This window comes from Blautia sp. DFI.1.216, assembly GCF_020594215.1.
GTDB lineage: Bacteria > Bacillota > Clostridia > Lachnospirales > Lachnospiraceae > Blautia_A > Blautia_A wexlerae.
The window spans coordinates 1-16,393 of sequence record NZ_JAJDML010000007.1; the positions used below are offsets into that span (position 1 = coordinate 1).

At 42.0% G+C, this 16,393-nt stretch carries 13 protein-coding genes; 10 read left to right on the forward strand and 3 right to left on the reverse strand.

All coding sequences use genetic code 11. The annotated features are described in order from the left end of the window. The first annotated feature begins 200 nt into the window (after positions 1 to 200). From LJE11_RS04145 to LJE11_RS04155, 3 genes are all read left to right on the forward strand, one after another. On the forward strand, positions 201 to 1,703 hold the full coding sequence (locus LJE11_RS04145) for an alpha-N-arabinofuranosidase (protein ID WP_227295581.1): 1,503 nt from the start codon (positions 201 to 203) through the stop codon (positions 1,701 to 1,703). A 131-nt stretch (positions 1,704 to 1,834) separates the two neighbouring features. After that, complete coding sequence (locus LJE11_RS04150; protein WP_055199878.1) at positions 1,835 to 2,107, forward strand: DUF6171 family protein; 273 nt, start codon at positions 1,835 to 1,837, stop codon at positions 2,105 to 2,107. Continuing rightward, positions 2,104 to 4,032, forward strand: a complete 1,929-nt coding sequence (locus LJE11_RS04155) for a glycoside hydrolase family 127 protein (protein ID WP_227295583.1) — start codon at positions 2,104 to 2,106, stop codon at positions 4,030 to 4,032. Before LJE11_RS04150 ends, LJE11_RS04155 begins: the two co-directional genes overlap by 4 nt. Positions 4,033 to 4,128: 96 nt before the next feature. Here the strand turns inward: LJE11_RS04155 and LJE11_RS04160 are convergent, their stop codons facing one another. Next, positions 4,129 to 5,052 (reverse strand): ArsR/SmtB family transcription factor, encoded by a 924-nt coding sequence (locus LJE11_RS04160; RefSeq protein WP_022380673.1) that lies wholly within the window; start codon positions 5,050 to 5,052, stop codon positions 4,129 to 4,131. 187 nt (positions 5,053 to 5,239) lie between these two features. Here LJE11_RS04160 and LJE11_RS04165 point away from each other — a divergent pair, with 187 nt between their 5' ends. Beyond that, on the forward strand, positions 5,240 to 6,196 hold the full coding sequence (locus LJE11_RS04165) for a glycoside hydrolase family 43 protein (protein WP_118576232.1): 957 nt from the start codon (positions 5,240 to 5,242) through the stop codon (positions 6,194 to 6,196). A 44-nt stretch (positions 6,197 to 6,240) separates the two neighbouring features. Beyond that, a complete protein-coding gene (locus LJE11_RS04170) occupies positions 6,241 to 7,815 on the forward strand; it encodes a glycoside hydrolase family 43 protein (protein WP_119245702.1) in 1,575 nt (524 codons plus the stop codon). Between the two features lie 53 nt (positions 7,816 to 7,868). Here LJE11_RS04170 and LJE11_RS04175 read toward each other — a convergent pair whose 3' ends face one another. Beyond that, positions 7,869 to 8,792, reverse strand: a complete 924-nt coding sequence (locus LJE11_RS04175) for an ArsR/SmtB family transcription factor (protein WP_227295585.1) — start codon at positions 8,790 to 8,792, stop codon at positions 7,869 to 7,871. A 395-nt stretch (positions 8,793 to 9,187) separates the two neighbouring features. On the opposite strand from LJE11_RS04175, the gene LJE11_RS04180 reads away from it, so the two are divergent. The 4 genes from LJE11_RS04180 to arfA all read left to right on the forward strand — a co-directional run bounded on the left by LJE11_RS04180 (position 9,188) and on the right by arfA (position 14,334). Continuing rightward, positions 9,188 to 10,582 (forward strand): ABC transporter substrate-binding protein, encoded by a 1,395-nt coding sequence (locus LJE11_RS04180; protein ID WP_227295587.1) that lies wholly within the window; start codon positions 9,188 to 9,190, stop codon positions 10,580 to 10,582. Between the two features lie 265 nt (positions 10,583 to 10,847). Then, positions 10,848 to 11,747: a carbohydrate ABC transporter permease gene (locus LJE11_RS04185; RefSeq protein WP_330593985.1), complete on the forward strand. Its 900-nt coding sequence runs from the start codon at positions 10,848 to 10,850 to the stop codon at positions 11,745 to 11,747. 1 nt (position 11,748) lies between these two features. After that, on the forward strand, positions 11,749 to 12,624 hold the full coding sequence (locus tag LJE11_RS04190; RefSeq protein ID WP_172678313.1) for a carbohydrate ABC transporter permease: 876 nt from the start codon (positions 11,749 to 11,751) through the stop codon (positions 12,622 to 12,624). Between the two features lie 186 nt (positions 12,625 to 12,810). After that, positions 12,811 to 14,334: an arabinosylfuranosidase ArfA gene (arfA, locus tag LJE11_RS04195; RefSeq protein ID WP_227295588.1), complete on the forward strand. Its 1,524-nt coding sequence runs from the start codon at positions 12,811 to 12,813 to the stop codon at positions 14,332 to 14,334. A 111-nt stretch (positions 14,335 to 14,445) separates the two neighbouring features. Here the strand turns inward: arfA and LJE11_RS04200 are convergent, their stop codons facing one another. Then, positions 14,446 to 15,273, reverse strand: a complete 828-nt coding sequence (locus LJE11_RS04200) for a MurR/RpiR family transcriptional regulator (protein WP_055060142.1) — start codon at positions 15,271 to 15,273, stop codon at positions 14,446 to 14,448. 274 nt (positions 15,274 to 15,547) lie between these two features. On the opposite strand from LJE11_RS04200, the gene nagB reads away from it, so the two are divergent. After that, on the forward strand, positions 15,548 to 16,291 hold the full coding sequence (gene nagB, locus LJE11_RS04205; protein WP_227295589.1) for a glucosamine-6-phosphate deaminase: 744 nt from the start codon (positions 15,548 to 15,550) through the stop codon (positions 16,289 to 16,291). The last annotated feature ends 102 nt before the right edge of the window (positions 16,292 to 16,393 follow it).

Genomic DNA, 16,393 nt, shown 5'->3' on the forward strand with positions numbered 1-16,393 from the left:
TTTTGGCATATTCATGCCAAAACACCTCGCGGGATAGTGGTATGTGAACAGTAACTCTTATACAAAATTATCATAGCAATTTTGCAGAAAATATATTGAATATCAGACAGAAGTTGTGTATAATGAAAAAGCAAAATAAAGTATATTATTTTAGAAAAAGGTAAAATAAAAACCTGAAATCATAAACTATGGAGGTAAAAATGACTAAGCTTGTAATTAATCCATCAAAGAAACAGAGCAAAATCAACAAAGAGATCTATGGGCATTTCTCAGAGCATCTGGGAAGATGTATCTACGAAGGAATCTATGTAGGTGAGGATTCCCCGATTCCGAACAAGAACGGAATGCGTACAGACGTAGTAGAAGCACTGAAGCATATCAGGATTCCGGTACTTCGCTGGCCGGGCGGATGTTTCGCAGATGAATACCACTGGAAAGACGGTATCGGACCAAAGGAAACACGTAAAAAAATGATTAACACACACTGGGGCGGTGTGGTAGAGGATAACAGCTTTGGTACACATGAATTTTTTGAACTCTGTGAGCAGCTTGGCTGCGAAGCTTATGTTAATGGTAACCTGGGAAGCGGAACAGTTCAGGAAATGTCTGAATGGGTAGAATATATCACATTCGAAGGTGTTTCCCCAATGGCTGATCTCCGTAAGAAAAACGGACATGAGAAACCATGGAAACTGGATTTCTTTGGAGTTGGAAATGAAAACTGGGGATGTGGCGGAAATATGAATCCTGACTTCTATGCAAATGAATACCGCCGTTATCAGACTTATGTCCGCAATTATCATCCTGATCATCCTATCCATAAAATCTGTTGCGGTGCAAATGTAGATGATTATGAGTGGACTTCAGAAGTATTAAAGACTACACATAATCATTGTCTGAAAGAACTTCACGGAAATATGGATGGTCTTTCTCTTCATTATTATGTACATCCGGAAGGATGGGAGATCAAGGGAAGTGCTACAGATTTTAATGATAAGGTATGGTATAAGAGTCTGAATAAAGCGCTCTTTATGGAAACTCTGATCGAGCGTCACGGACATATCATGGACGAATATGACCCAGAGAAAAAAATCGGCATGATCGTTGATGAATGGGGTGCATGGTACACAGTAGAACCAGGAACAAACCCGGGATTCCTGTATCAGCAGAACACAATGAGAGATGCCCTGATCGCAGGTATCACTTTAAATATCTTTAACAAACATAGTGACAGAGTAAAGATGGCAAACCTTGCGCAGATCGTAAATGTTCTTCAGTCCGTTATCCTTACAGATGGTGCTGATATGATCCTGACACCAACCTATCATGTATTTGATATGTACAAATATCATCAGGATGCAATGCTTGTAGACAGTTCTATTGAAACAGAAACTATTGGTGTGGAAGACGAATGGCAGGTACCGAACCTGACAGAATCCGTATCTGTAGCAGAAGACGGAGCTGTACATATCACACTGACAAACCTGTCTCTGGATAAAGATTATGAAATCAGAACTATCCTTACAGATTACCAGGTAAATGAAGTTAAAGGTGAGATTGTACACGGTGAAATGCACGAAATGAATACCTTCGAAACACCGGATCAGGTTCGTGTAAAAGAATTTAACGAAGTGGAAAAAACAGCAGAGGGAATTAAATTTACAATTCCTAAATGCAGTGTTCTCCATCTGGAAGTAAGATAATTACAGTATTTTTAAACAGATAAAATGGAAGATTAATAAACTTTACAAATTCACAGAAAATGCCGCTTCTGACAAAACAGGCAGGTATTTTCTGTGAACATTTATAATGGAAACAAAAAGGAGACTAAGGTATGAACAGGAAGCTGCGTGTGTGCAGGAAATGTTTGCCCGGACAGAAGAATGAAGAAGCTTTTTATGAGGATCTGTCACGCTATATTCAGCGTATGGATGAAGAGCTGAAAGTAGATCAGCAGACCTATGAGAAAAGGCTTGGCATATGCAGCTCCTGTGAACGATTAATGAGTGGGATGTGCAGGCTCTGCGGATGCTTTGTGGAACTGCGGGCTGTACAGAAGGTGCGAAAATGTCCGGATCTGCCGGCAAAATGGGAGGCGCAGAAATGAAGGAAGGTTTAAAGAGCAGTTTGCTGAATAAGGTAAAAGTAACGGATAAATTCTGGCATGGATATCAGGAACTGGTAATGAATACAGTAATTCCTTATCAGGAGAAAATATTAAATGATGAGATTCCGGGAGTGGAAAAGAGCCATGCATTGGCAAACTTCCGTATTGCAGCGGGACTGGAAGAGGGTGAATTTTACGGAATGGTTTTCCAGGACAGTGATGTTGCCAAATGGCTGGAAGGTGTAGCGTATGCACTGGAAGTCCGACCGGATGCTGAACTGGAAGAACGTGCAGATAAGGTTATTGAAATCATTGAAAAAGCGCAGCAGGATGACGGTTATCTGAATACTTTTTTCACGATCAAAGAGCCGGAACACCGCTGGCAGAACTTACAGGAATGCCATGAATTATACTGTGCCGGACATATGATGGAAGCAGCGGCGGCTTATTATGAGGTGACTGGAAAAGACCGTCTGCTTCATGTAATGGAGCGCATGGCAGAACATATCGGGAAACGTTTTGGAACAGAAGAAGGTAAAGAACCGGGCATTCCGGGACATCAGGAAATCGAGCTGGGACTTCTGCGTCTCTATGAAGTAACCGGAAAAGAAAATTACAAAGACCTTGCCAGATATTTCATTGAACAGCGTGGAAAAGATCCGGATTACTTTGTCAAAGAGAGGGAAAAAAGAGGCTGGGTTCACTTTGATATGGATGTGCATAACAGAGAATATAACCAGGTGCATGCTACTGTCTATGAGCAGAAAGAAGCAGTAGGACACAGTGTCCGTGCAGTTTATATGTATACTGCCATGGCGGAACTGGCTTCTCTTTACAAAGATGAAAAACTCTATCAGGCATGCTGTGATCTCTGGGAAAACATGACTCAGAAGAGAATGTATATCACCGGAGGAATCGGCAGTACCGTAGACGGCGAGGCATTTACCATTGATTATGATCTTCCGAATGACACTATTTATGCGGAAACCTGCGCATCTATCGGACTGGTATTTTTTGCAAGAAAGATGCTTGATAATGTGATGGATGGACGTTATGCAGATGTGATGGAACGTGCACTTTATAATGGAATCATCAGCGGAATGCAGCTTGACGGAAAGAGATTTTTCTATGTAAATCCACTGGAAACAGAACCTGGAGTCAGCGGAAAATTATATGGATATAAGCATGTTCTGCCGGAGCGTCCGGGCTGGTATACATGTGCATGTTGTCCTCCTAATGTAGTGCGTCTGCTGATGTCTCTTGGCAAATATCTGTGGAGTGAGACTGAAGAGGGAGTTTATTCTCATATCCCGGCAGGCACAGAAGCACACTTTGATAAGATGGATGTAACTGTAGAAAGCAACTATCCGTGGGATGGCAGAGTGATCTATCATATAACCGGAAAAACAGAGGAAGAGACTATCCTGGGAATCCATATCCCATCCTGGGTACGTCCGGGTTCTGTTCAGGTACGTATAAATGGAAAAGAGAAGAATATCACTGCAAATGTGGAAAAAGGATATCTGATCCTTAAGAGAGTGTGGGAAAATGATGAAGTAGAACTTGTTTTTCCGATGAAGATCCGCAAGATTTATGCAAACCTTAAAGTAAGGGAAGATGCCGGCTGTGTAGCATTTATGCGCGGGCCGATCGTTTATTGTTTCGAGGGTGTGGACAATCCGGGCCTGCTTCAGTCTTACCACATCTTTGAAGATGCAAAGATGGAAGAGGAAGTCTGCAAAGAAGGCCTGTTGGAAGGCTGCGTCCTGCTTAAGATCAAAGCACGTAAGCTGGAAACAGTGGGAGATTCTCTGTACAGTGATATTGCACCGGTGAGAACGCTGACAACACTGACAGCAGTGCCGTATTACACATGGGGCAACCGCGGAGAAAATCAGATGAGAGTCTGGATGCGCGGAGAATAACCGGAGAATCAGATGAAATATAAAACAAAAGCAAGGAACTATGTGGCAAAACACATCGGTTCCTTGCTTTTTGCTGTTTTCAGATATTCTGTAAAATTATACATTTGGAGTATAATGCACTTTCACATTAATATCCTGATTATAGTTTCCGAAATCTTTTCCGAAGAGTGTCAGACCGCCAATATTCTGAGATGGTTCATCCACCTGGAAACGGAATACCATATCATCCTGAGAGGTAAAAGTGAGCTGCTGTGTATTCACATCAGAGATCTTTAATCCATCGATAAAAGTACCGTGACGGTCAATGACAAGCATTTTCAGAAGACCATACTGATTCCAGTTCGGGAACCACCAGTCGGGAGTGAACATACCGTGGACATCACCGAAATCTCCGGGGCTTGTCCAGGTTCCGACCTTTGTATTATTCAGGAAAAAGGAAATATCAGAAGGCCAGTCACTGTTGACTCCGGGAGCTTCTGAACTGATTTCAAAGGAGAGTGTCAGCCGGTCAATCTTCTGTCCCGGAGGTAGCATATTTGGAATGCGGTAATCAATAAATCCCCGTCCAAACCATAAAATCTTTGCATCTACATGGCTCGGATGAGCAAAATAACGAGGATCATCTACCTCACCGATGAGATTATCGGTAGTAGACAGCCCACAGGTTGGATAGACAGAATAATTAAAGTAGTTGCCGATCGGAATGTCAATAGAGTAACTATCCTCAGCCGGGCTGTCATTGTTAGAGGCAATATCAACCAGGATCTTGTCAACATTAATGCGACAGACCTTCTGGTTTCCGTGGCCGGAATGCTCTGGAAGAATTGCGAGAATTCCGGATTCTTCGAGTTTCTTTACATGGCTGGTCAGGGCACCGTTGGTAATCCCCAGACTGGAAGCCAGTTCATTCATATTCATTTCCTGATGCTCAAGGAGAGTCTGGATCAGCCGTATGCGGATGTCAGAACCAAGAGCTTTGAAGACAGGGACCGCCTGCTCCAGACTTTTAATATATAACATAACGGATTTCCCTTTCTGTTAAAAATGATTTTGTAACGTTTACGGTAAATTATAACGAATCTGAAAAAAATGTGCAACGAAAAGAAAAAAATATAGTTGATATTTTCTGAAAAATGCAGTACAATTTTAAATATATAAAAAATAATTTATATAAATCTAAAATAAAAAGCGAACAGGGGGACATACAATGAGTGAAGAACTTAAGTATAATGAGCCATGGATTCTGCAGAGAGCAGATCCATATGTTTACCGCCACACAGATGGAAACTATTATTTTACAGCATCCATACCGGCCTATGACCGGATTGTGCTGAGAAGAAGCGAAACTCTGGCAGGACTGAAAGATGCGGAAGAAGTGACAGTCTGGGAGAAACACAAAGAAGGAATCATGAGCGAACATATCTGGGCGCCGGAGCTTCATTATCTGGATGGTAAATGGTATATTTATTTTGCAGGCGGGGACAAAGATGATGTCTGGGCAATCCGCCCATATGTGTTGGAATGTGCAGATACAGATCCGCTTACAGGAGTCTGGACAGAGAAAGGTAAGATGGGACGTGCGGATGCAGATGAATTTTCTTTTGAAGCTTTCTCTCTGGATGCAACAGTATTTGAAAACAAGGGAAAACATTACTATGTATGGGCTGAGAAGGTAGGAGTCGGCAAGCAGATTTCCAACCTTTATATTGGTGAAATGGAAACTCCGTATAAACTGAAAACCGTCCAGGTACTTCTCACTTCACCGGATTATGACTGGGAAAGAGTTGGGTTCTGGGTGAATGAAGGACCGGCAGTTATTCATCATGACGGCAGGATTTATCTTACCTATTCTGCATCTGAGACCGGTGCTGCATATTGCATGGGAATGCTTACAGCAGATGAAAATTCTGATCTTCTTGATCCGAAATCCTGGACAAAAGAACGTTATCCGGTTCTTCGTACAGATGAGTCCAGAGGAATCTATGGACCGGGGCATAATTCCTTTACTGAAGACGAAGAAGGAAACCCGATCATGGTTTATCATGCGAGAACAGAAGCAGAGATTGAAGGAAACCCGCTGTACAATCCAAACCGTCATGCCATGCTGATGAAAATCCGCTGGGATGAAAAAACAGGCGCACCGATATTTTCTTACGAAGATTAACGTAACCTGAGATGGGATAATATTTGGAAAACAGGAGAACTGGTATGAGAAAAAAATGGGGAATAATTCTGGGGCTGACAGGAATGATGCTTCTCGGATCACAGAGTATATATGCTGCGGAAGCTGCTGATGGCACAGCAGAGACAACAGATGCGGCAAACGAAAAAGAAACAGCAGGCACAGATGATATTGAGAGCCGGATTAAGAAAGGCGGATTCACTGCCGGAGTTTCTGTACATGATCCATCTGTCATCAAAGACAATGACACTTACTACATCTTTGGCTCCCATATGGAATCTGCGAAGTCTGCAGATCTGAGAAACTGGATCGGTTTTTCTTCCGGGGTCAACGCAGAGAATAAGCTGTTTGACAATCTTTTTGACGGAGAAGAAGACGGCGATCCGGCAGCGTTTACTTATGTAGGAAAGAACGAGGAAGGTGGTTATTCCGTGTGGGCACCGGATGTCATCTATAACAAAAAAATGGGAAAATATGTGATGTATTTCTGTACCACATCTTCTTATGTGAAATCCAATATCTGTTTTGCAACAGCAGACGACATTGAAGGTCCGTATCACTATGAGGATACATTCCTGTACTCTGGTTATAGCTATCATGATGTTAAGGAAAGTAATATCGAAGAACTGATGGGAACAGACCCGAGGCCATATACAGCAGCGTCTTATGACAACAATAACTGGCCAAACTGTATTGATCCGGATGTTTTTTATGATGAAGACGGGCGTATGTGGATGGTTTATGGATCCTGGTCCGGCGGTATTTTTCTGATTGAGATTGATGAAGAGACCGGCTATCCGATTTATCCGGAAGCAGACGAAGAAAATCATGTGGACAGCTATTATGGTAAGAAACTTCTCGGTGGTTATCACAACTCCATCGAAGGCCCGCATATTATGTATGATGAGACCAGTGGATACTATTATCTGTTTTTGTCCTATGGAAATCTGCAGGCAAAAGGAGGTTATCAGATGCGACTCTTCCGCTGTGACACTGTGGACGGAACTTATACAGATGCAGCAGGGAAGGATATGTATTTATTTGTGGAGCATAAAGATCATGGGCTGAAAATGATGGGAAATTATACATTCCCAAGTCTTACCCAGACCTATATGGCACCTGGCGGACAGACTGCATTTGAAGATGAAGATGGTAAATTATACCTGGTCTATCATCAGCGTTTTGCTAAAACCGGAGAACTTCATGAGCCTCGCGTACATCAGTTGTTCCGCACAAAAGACGGATGGCTGGTTGCTGCGCCATTTGCCACAGACGGCGAGACGTTGAAAGAGGATGGATATTCCGAGGATGAAATCAAGGGTACTTTTTATCTGGTAAACCATGGTACGGATATTTCGGACAAAGTACATAAACCGCAGAGAATTCAGCTTAATGCAGACAGAACAGTTACCGGAGAAGAACTGGAAGGCACATGGGAAGAGGAAGAAGGCACACCATATATTGATGTGACTCTCGGTGAAAATACTTATACAGGAGTTGTCCTGGAAATGACCGATGAGGCAGGCAATGATACGATGTGCTTCAGCGCTAAGGGTGACAATAATGAAACCATATGGGGCGTGAAATATCTGCTGCCATAAATGGTTGTGGGAGTATCCGGGGCAGTATATCAATCTGAAGTCAGGCGGAGAATTCAGATGTTTTCAGGACGATATCCGATGGTGATCCGTATATGTTGGTTATAATCTCCGAAGCCTGCACCAAAAAGAGTGCATCCACCGGGATGTTCAGCGCCCGGCAGAACGGAAAAACGCAATTTCATAACAGACTGATCAGTGAGTGCAAGCTGTCCGGTGGAAACATCGGACAGCTTTTCTGCGTCCAGAAAGGTGCCTTCAGGAGTGATCGTCAGTTTTTTTAATAAACCGTATTGATTCAGAAACGGAAACCACCAGGAAGGGTTATATTTTCCTCTGCGGTCTCCGTAATCTCCGGGACTGGTCCAGGTGCCAAGGATCACGCCGTTCAGGGAGAAAGTAATATCAGAAGGCCATATATCACAGAATTTAGGGGCTTCTGAGCTGATTTCAAAGGAAACTGTCAGTTCTTCGATCACGCTGTGGTCAGGGATGAAGTTAGGCAGGATATACTCCAGATATCCGGTGGTAAACCAGACAATTCTTGCCTGACGGCTGCCTGGATGTATGAAGTATCGTGGCTGATCTAGCTGTCCTACAAAAGAAGTAGAGGTTGCCAGTCCACAGGTGGGAGTTACTGAGAAATCGGAAAAATGTCCCACACCGATTTCCGCACTGTAGATCTGCAGAGCAGGACCGGAAAGCGCCATATTTATCAGGAGCTGATCCCAGTCTTTTGCAAAATAGCAGCATTTCTGTGTTCCGTGCGTAAGAGCCTCATCCCTGAATTCAATCAGCCCGGCTTCGGCCAAAAGATTAAGATGAGGGGACAGGGTTGTAACGGGAAGTTTCAGGCTTTGTGCAATTTGCTTAATATTCAGTCCTTCTTTTTCCTGGATAAGACGCAGGATCTGTACGCGGACAGGGGAACCGAGAGCCTTGAATATGGCAAGACCATCGGAAATAGAACAGGATTTCATGTGAAAAACCTCCTTTTGGATGTATTTGCGGATATATAATGCTAAATAAGTGTTTTTAGAAAAATACGTTTTGATTACTTATTTTATCATAAAACCGGAGAAAAAAACATAGGAAAATAGAAGAAATATGGTCGGATTGACTAATAAATATCAAACATTTATTTTACTAAAATCTAAAATAATAAAAATAAATCAAAAATATATTGACATTTACGGGCAAAAATTATATAATATCAACATAAACCGGAGCTAAAAATAAAATAAATGTGCAAAATAACCATAACAAGAAAGCGGGACATATATTTTAAAAAAACACGAATTGATTATGAGGTTTGTACAATAGCATCATTGAAACCGGAAGAGCGAAAGGAAACCAAAAAAAGGAGGAACTTTTTATGAAGAGAAGAAAATTGTTCGCATTACTTATGACTGCAGCTATGGCAGTGTCCAGCATGAGTATGGCAGTGAATGTCTTTGCAGAAGAAGACACAACAGAGGAAGCTGCTGAGAGTGAAGAACCGGCTGAGGGAGAACCTACAGCAGTAACAACCGTAGGTCCTGATGATGGAACAAAGTATGAGATGTGGTCATTCGTAGACCTGCACAACGAGTTCTATGGCAAGATGGTAGAGAAATGGAATGAAGAGAATCCGGACAAACAAATCCAGGTGACATTCAGTACTTATCCATACTCTGACATGCATAACAAATTAATGATGTCCTTACAGGCAGGATCCGGTGCTCCTGACCTCTGCGACATTGAAATCGGACAGTTCCCGAACTATTCCGGTGATGACAGTCCTCTGTATTCCATGAATGATGCACTTGCTCCATATGAAGACACAATGGTACAGTCCAGACTTGATGTTTATTCAAAAGCTGACGGAACAAGACTTGGTGTTCCTTTCCATGTAGGTGCAACTGTTATGTACTGGAACGCAGATCTTCTTGAATCTTACGGATTAGATTACAAATCTGTAAAGACATGGGATGATTATACCAAACTTGGTGAAGAGTTAAAAGAAGCTTCCAACGGTGAAGTATACTTAACTTCTGTTGATACAGGCGGTGTTGACTGGATGTGGCTTGCAATGGCTGAGAACGGTGAAGACTGGACAGGCGGCCCGGACGGAACTGTAAACGTACAGCTTGATTCTGTAAAAGAAATGCTCACAATGCAGCAGAACTGGTTAAACGATGGAATCGCAATGGTATCCACAGACGGACATGTTGACCTTGAAGCCGGATTCTCCAATATCATGGATGGAAAGATTGCTTCTTTCCCGAAAGCTATGTGGTACATGAGCCGTTTCAAAGATTACATGCCTGAGATGGAAGGCAAATATGATATCACAACATGCCCTGTATTTGAAGAAGGACAGAAATGCTCTGTTGGTATCGGTGGTACAGGTACTGTTGTAACAAATCAGTGTGAAGATCCTGAACTTGCAGCTGAATGGCTTGCATGGGCTAAATGCTCTGAAGAAGGTGAAAACCTGATCTGGAACGAACTCGGATTTGATGTCTGCAACACAGCATTATGGTCTGACGAAGCGTTTGCTTATGATGAGTCCAATACATATAATACATTCTTCCGTGTAAAACCATACGAAGTGCTGAATGAACTTGCTGAAAATGATGCAATCGGAACTGTTTATACAACAAAGAACTCTCCGACACTGAACGACTATATGTGTACAACAACTCTGAACAATGTATTAGAGGATGGCATGGATGTAGAAGAAGCGCTTCAGGATGCACAGGATTATCTTGATTTCGAGTGTGAATAATAAAATGATAATGGTTCACTGATCAAGTGAATAAAGAACGGTTACTGCAGTGACCGAAATGATATGGGAGGCCAGGGAACCGCATTCCCTGACCTCCTTTACTGTTATCCTGGTGAGAAATGAGATTTTCACAGGATGTGGAGTCTGATTTCTTTTCAGGATAATGGTAATAAGAAAAAAGAAATTATCTGTGACTGTTCAGTAAATCATGATTCTGTGAGATGCTGAAAAGTTACCGCTATTTTTAGAAGAGGAGGAATTCATTGTGAATAAAGTGAAAAAGATGCTCTATTCTCAGAAGGTGGCACCCTACGTATTCGTACTTCCGTTTGTTATCAGCCTTCTGGTATTCTGGTTATATCCACTCATCAGTGGTATTGTAATGAGTTTTCAGGATATTTCGTTTGGCGGTTCTCAGTGGGTTGGTCTGAAGCATTATCAGAAACTGGCTTCCGATAAGTTCTTCAAGACGGCTGTATTTAACAGTGTGGAATACATGCTTTTGACACTGCTCCTGCTGATTCCAATCCCAATGATGCTTGCAGTACTGATGGAAAGCCGTCTTACCAAAGCCAAAGGCGTATGGAAAGTGATCATGTACATTCCGGCACTTACATCTGTAGTTATTTCCGGTATGTTATTCCGATTGATGTTCTCAGAAGGTGATAACGGACAGATGAACCAGTTAATGCATTTGCTTGGAAATGCAAGTATTCCATGGCTGAAAGCAAAGACTACCGGATGGATAGCTCTGTTATTACTCTGTATGTGGAGATGGACAGGTGTTAACATGCTGTATTTTATTTCCGGTTTAAAGAGTATTGATACATCTCTTTATGAATCAGCAGATATCGACGGTGCCAATGCAAAACAGAAATTCTGGTATGTGACACTGCCGCTTCTGAAACCGACAACCATCTATGTTATTACAATTTCCGTATATGCCGGTCTGTCCATGTTCCTTGAGAGTTTCATGTTGTGGAATGGTAACTCCTCACCGAAGAACATTGGTCTTACTATCGTAGGATATCTGTATAAACGTGGTATTGAGAAAAATGATATGGGTTATGCGTGTGCTGTAGGTATGGTGCTTCTGGTCATTGCCCTGGCTATCAATGTTGTCCAGCTTGTGGCAACAGGAACATTCAAGAAGGAGGAAAAGTGATATGGCAAAAACAGCAGCTCAGCCAAAGACAATGGAATCAAATCATAAAGTTGCGTCTGTATTATCCACAGGGCTTTTCGCTATCCTCTGTGTGCTGATCGCATTCCCGCTTCTTGCAGGTTTCTTCGCTTCCTTCCAGGAAGGCCGTGAAGTGGTTATGAAAGGTATGTCCCTGAATCTTGATTTTTCCAAGATGCATCTGGATAACTACAAATACCTGTTTTCCGGAAATGAGGATTCCCGAAAATATTTCATGTGGTATAAAAACAGTCTGATCCTGACACTGATCACAGTAGTTCTGACACTGCTGGTATGCTACTTCATCGCATACGGTCTGACCATGTACAAATTTAAACTTCAGGGATTTTTATTCTTCCTGGTAATCGCAACTATGTGTGTTCCTTTTGAAATCCTGATGCTTCCTCTGTATAACGAAGTTACATCTCTTGGAATCATCAATACAAGAGCCGGTGTTATTCTCCCCGGACTATGTGGTGCGTCGACGATTTTCTTCTTTAAACAGTACATGCAGAGTCTTCCGAAAGAGCTTCTGGATGCAGGAAGAATCGACGGATGCACAGAGTATGGTATCAGTGTTAAGATTATGATGCCGATCACCAAACCGGCATTTGCATCCATGGCAATCCTCTGTGCAATGGGTTCCTGGAACAACATGTTATGGCCGATGCTGGTATTCCGTGATACAAGTAAATTTACACTGCAGATCGGTCTGAATACACTGCTGACACCTTATGGAAATAACTACAACCTTCTGATCGCAGGTTCCATGTTCGGTATTCTTCCAATCCTGATCATCTACCTGATCTTCCAGAGATACCTGATCGATGGTATGACATCCGGTGCTGTTAAGGGTTGATCAAAAGTTGTAAATATTCAAATCGTAACTTGCTGACATGATATAAAATGAGCTGTCCCATTGAGTTTTGAAATTAATGTTACTGTAACCGGTGATCATTTGACATTACTTATGAGGCAGCTCAAATAATATAACGACAAACTAATTTCTCAAACTAAATTTAAGAACGGAGGTTCAAAAAACATTATGGCAAAACAGGCAAAAATGGTAGTGGACAAAGCATTCTCCATTTCCAAAATCGACAAAAGAATTTACGGTTCCTTTATTGAACATCTGGGAAGAGCTGTATACGATGGAATTTATCAGCCGGGACATCCGCTTTCCAATGCTGACGGATTCCGTAAAGATGTTATTGATCTGGTAAAAGAACTGGACGTGCCGATCGTACGTTATCCGGGCGGAAACTTTGTATCCAACTTTTACTGGGAAGACAGTGTAGGTCCGGTTGAGGAAAGACCTCACAGACTGGAACTTGCATGGAAAAGTCTGGAAAAGAACGAAGTAGGACTTCATGAATTTAAGAAATGGGCAGACGCAGCCAATTCAGAAGTGATGATGGCAGTCAATCTCGGAACAAGAGGAATCACAGATGCCTGCAACCTTCTGGAATACTGCAACCATCCGGGCGGAACCAAATACAGTGATCTCCGTATCAAACACGGACAGAAAGATCCATACGGATTCAAAACATGGTGCCTCGGAAACGAAATGGACGGTCCGTGGCAGATCGGTCACAAGACTATGGATGAGTACGGAAGACTGGCAGAAGAAACAGCCAAAGCAATGAAACTCATCGATCCGTCTATCGAGTTCGTTGTATGCGGAAGTTCCAACAAAGATATGCCGACCTTCGCACTCTGGGAAGATCATGTACTGAGCCACACTTATGATTATGTAGATTATTTATCCCTTCATACATACTATGGAAACCGTTCTGACGACAGCAATGACTTCCTTGCAAAATCCGATGATATGGACGAATTTATCCACACCATTATCGCAACCTGCGATTATGTAAAAGCGAAAAAACGCAGCAAAAAGAATATGTACCTCAGCTTTGATGAGTGGAATGTATGGTATCATTCAAATGCTGCTGACAATGATATCACAGAGAATCATCCGTGGCAGATAGCGCCGCCGCTTCTTGAGGATATTTATAACTTCGAGGATGCCCTGCTGGTAGGTCTGATGCTGATTGTTCTGATCCGCCATTCAGACAGAGTGAAAGTGGCATGCCTTGCACAGCTCATCAACGTTATCGCTCCGATCATGACTGACCCTAATGGCGGCGGTTCCTGGAAACAGACTATTTTCTATCCGTTTATGCATGCTTCCAAATATGGACGTGGTGTTGCGCTCCAGCCGGTAATCTCATCCACTGAGCATGAGACAAGCGGACACGGAAGCATCACAGATATTGAAGCAGTTGCTGTTTACAATGAAGAGAAAGAAGAAGTTACTGTCTTTGCAGTAAACAGAAATCTGAAAGAGGATGTTGTTCTTAATACAGATGTAAGAAGCTTCGAAGGCTACAGAGTTGCTGAGCATATCGTACTTGAAAGCGATGACCTGAAGGTAGTCAATGCTTTCGGACAGGAAAATGTAAAACCAAAGACAACACAGCAGACAACAATGGACAATGGGGAATTGACAAGTATGCTGCATAAAGCATCATGGAATGTGATCCGTCTTGTAAAAGACAATAAATAAAAATAATCCCTCTTAAGTAGACAAGGTAAATAACCAAAATCTTCTTAAGAGGGATTTTCTATGGCTATTTTGGCAGTGGATAGTGTCGGGAATGTTTCCTGCATATCAGAATTATTTAATCAGAAATGGCTGAAGTGTCTGTATCGTATATTCATGCAGAGCTTCTTTTTTGCTCCTGTCAATCTGCAGATAGTGAGCATAAAGTACATCCAGAACCAGCAGAATAGGAAACTGTGGGGAAATGATATTTCCATATTCCAGATGTTCCATGCTTGCGAAGATGAGCGTCTCATCGCAGAAGTCCTGATAGGATTTGTCCTGTCTTGCGGTCATAAGAAGTGTATAAGCTCCGTGCTGATGTGCAGCCTTCAGAGAAGAGATAATATCATCCGTCTGTCCGCTGACACTGATACCGATGACCAGACAGTTCTCATCCAGAATAACAGAATTCACCTTCATAATATGACTGTCTGTAACTGCTTCGATATTCAGTCCGATACGCATGAAACGAAGCTTCATCTCCTGAGCTACGAGACCGGAACTGCCTCTTCCGTAAACATAAACACGAGGTTTGGAAACCAGCAGATTTGTGATCCGTGTGATCTGCGCTTTGTCCAGCAGAGCGTTAGATTTATTCAGAAGTTCCTGATAAGTATTAAATTCCGATACTTCAAAATTCGGAATATTTTCTTCGGGACCTGGTGCCAGTCTCTGCTTATACTCATAAATAAATTCTCTGTATCCGTGAAAACCACATTTCTGGGCGAAACGTGAAAGTGAAGCTTCAGATACATAAAGAAGCCCGGAAATATTTCTGGAAGAAAAATCCTGCTCTTCAGTATTATGAATAAAGAAATCGGCGATTGTTCTTTCCAGCGGAGTGAATGTATGGTAATAAGATTCAATTAAAGGAATAATTTTATGTTTGTTTAATGACATATGGAATCCTTTCTGTATGGTGGAATTGATATAGATTACTATAACATTGTAGAATTTGTTTCACAAGGAGAATGTAAATATTTTCATGAAAAATATAAACAAGGAAAGTAATTTCGGAAAGCCTTAAAAACCGAACTGCAAAATGGCTCAAAATAACAAAAAATGAAAGAAGATTCTAAAAACAATACATTCATTGAAAATAGAATCAACAGGAATTATAATGAGTTTATAATAAATCGGAAGTGTCAGATGACACGCAAAAAAGGAGAAAACTATGATTATTTATGTAGGTAAAGATTATCAGGACGTAAGCAGAAAAGCAGCTAATATCATGTCTGCCCAGATTATTATGAAACCAAACGCAGTTCTTGGACTGGCAACAGGCTCTACACCGGTCGGACTATATAAACAGCTTATCGAGTGGTACAACAAAGGTGACCTTGATTTCTCACAGATCACATCTGTAAACCTGGATGAGTATAAAGGACTTTCCGGTGACAACGACCAGAGCTACCGTTATTTCATGAACACAAATCTGTTTGATCATGTAAACATTGACAAAAACAGAACCTATGTACCAAACGGACTGGAAGAAAACAGTGACAAAGCATGTGCGGATTACAATGAGATCATCCGCAGTGTAGGCGGAATCGATATCCAGCTTCTGGGAATCGGCGGAAACGGACATATTGGTTTCAATGAACCCGGAGAAGCTTTTGAGAAGGAAACTCACTGCGTAGACCTTACAGAGAGCACCATCAAGGCAAATGCAAGATTCTTTGAAAGCATGGATGAAGTTCCGAAACAGGCATACACCATGGGAATCAAGAGCATTATGGCAGCAAAGAAAATCCTTCTTGTAGCAACAGGAAGTGCCAAGGCAGACGCTTTGTACAAATCCCTGTATGGACCGATCACACCAAATGTACCTGCATCTATCCTTCAGCTTCATCAGGATGTAACCGTAGTGGCAGATGAAGATGCGTTAAGCCTTATTAAAGAAAAAGGACTTTTATAATACCGGCTCTTGTGTGATAACAACAGTATCAGTGGAAGGAATTGCCTGACAGAGGTAAAGTCAGGGAAATACTTAATAATTCACTTCAGCGAGAAAAGAGGC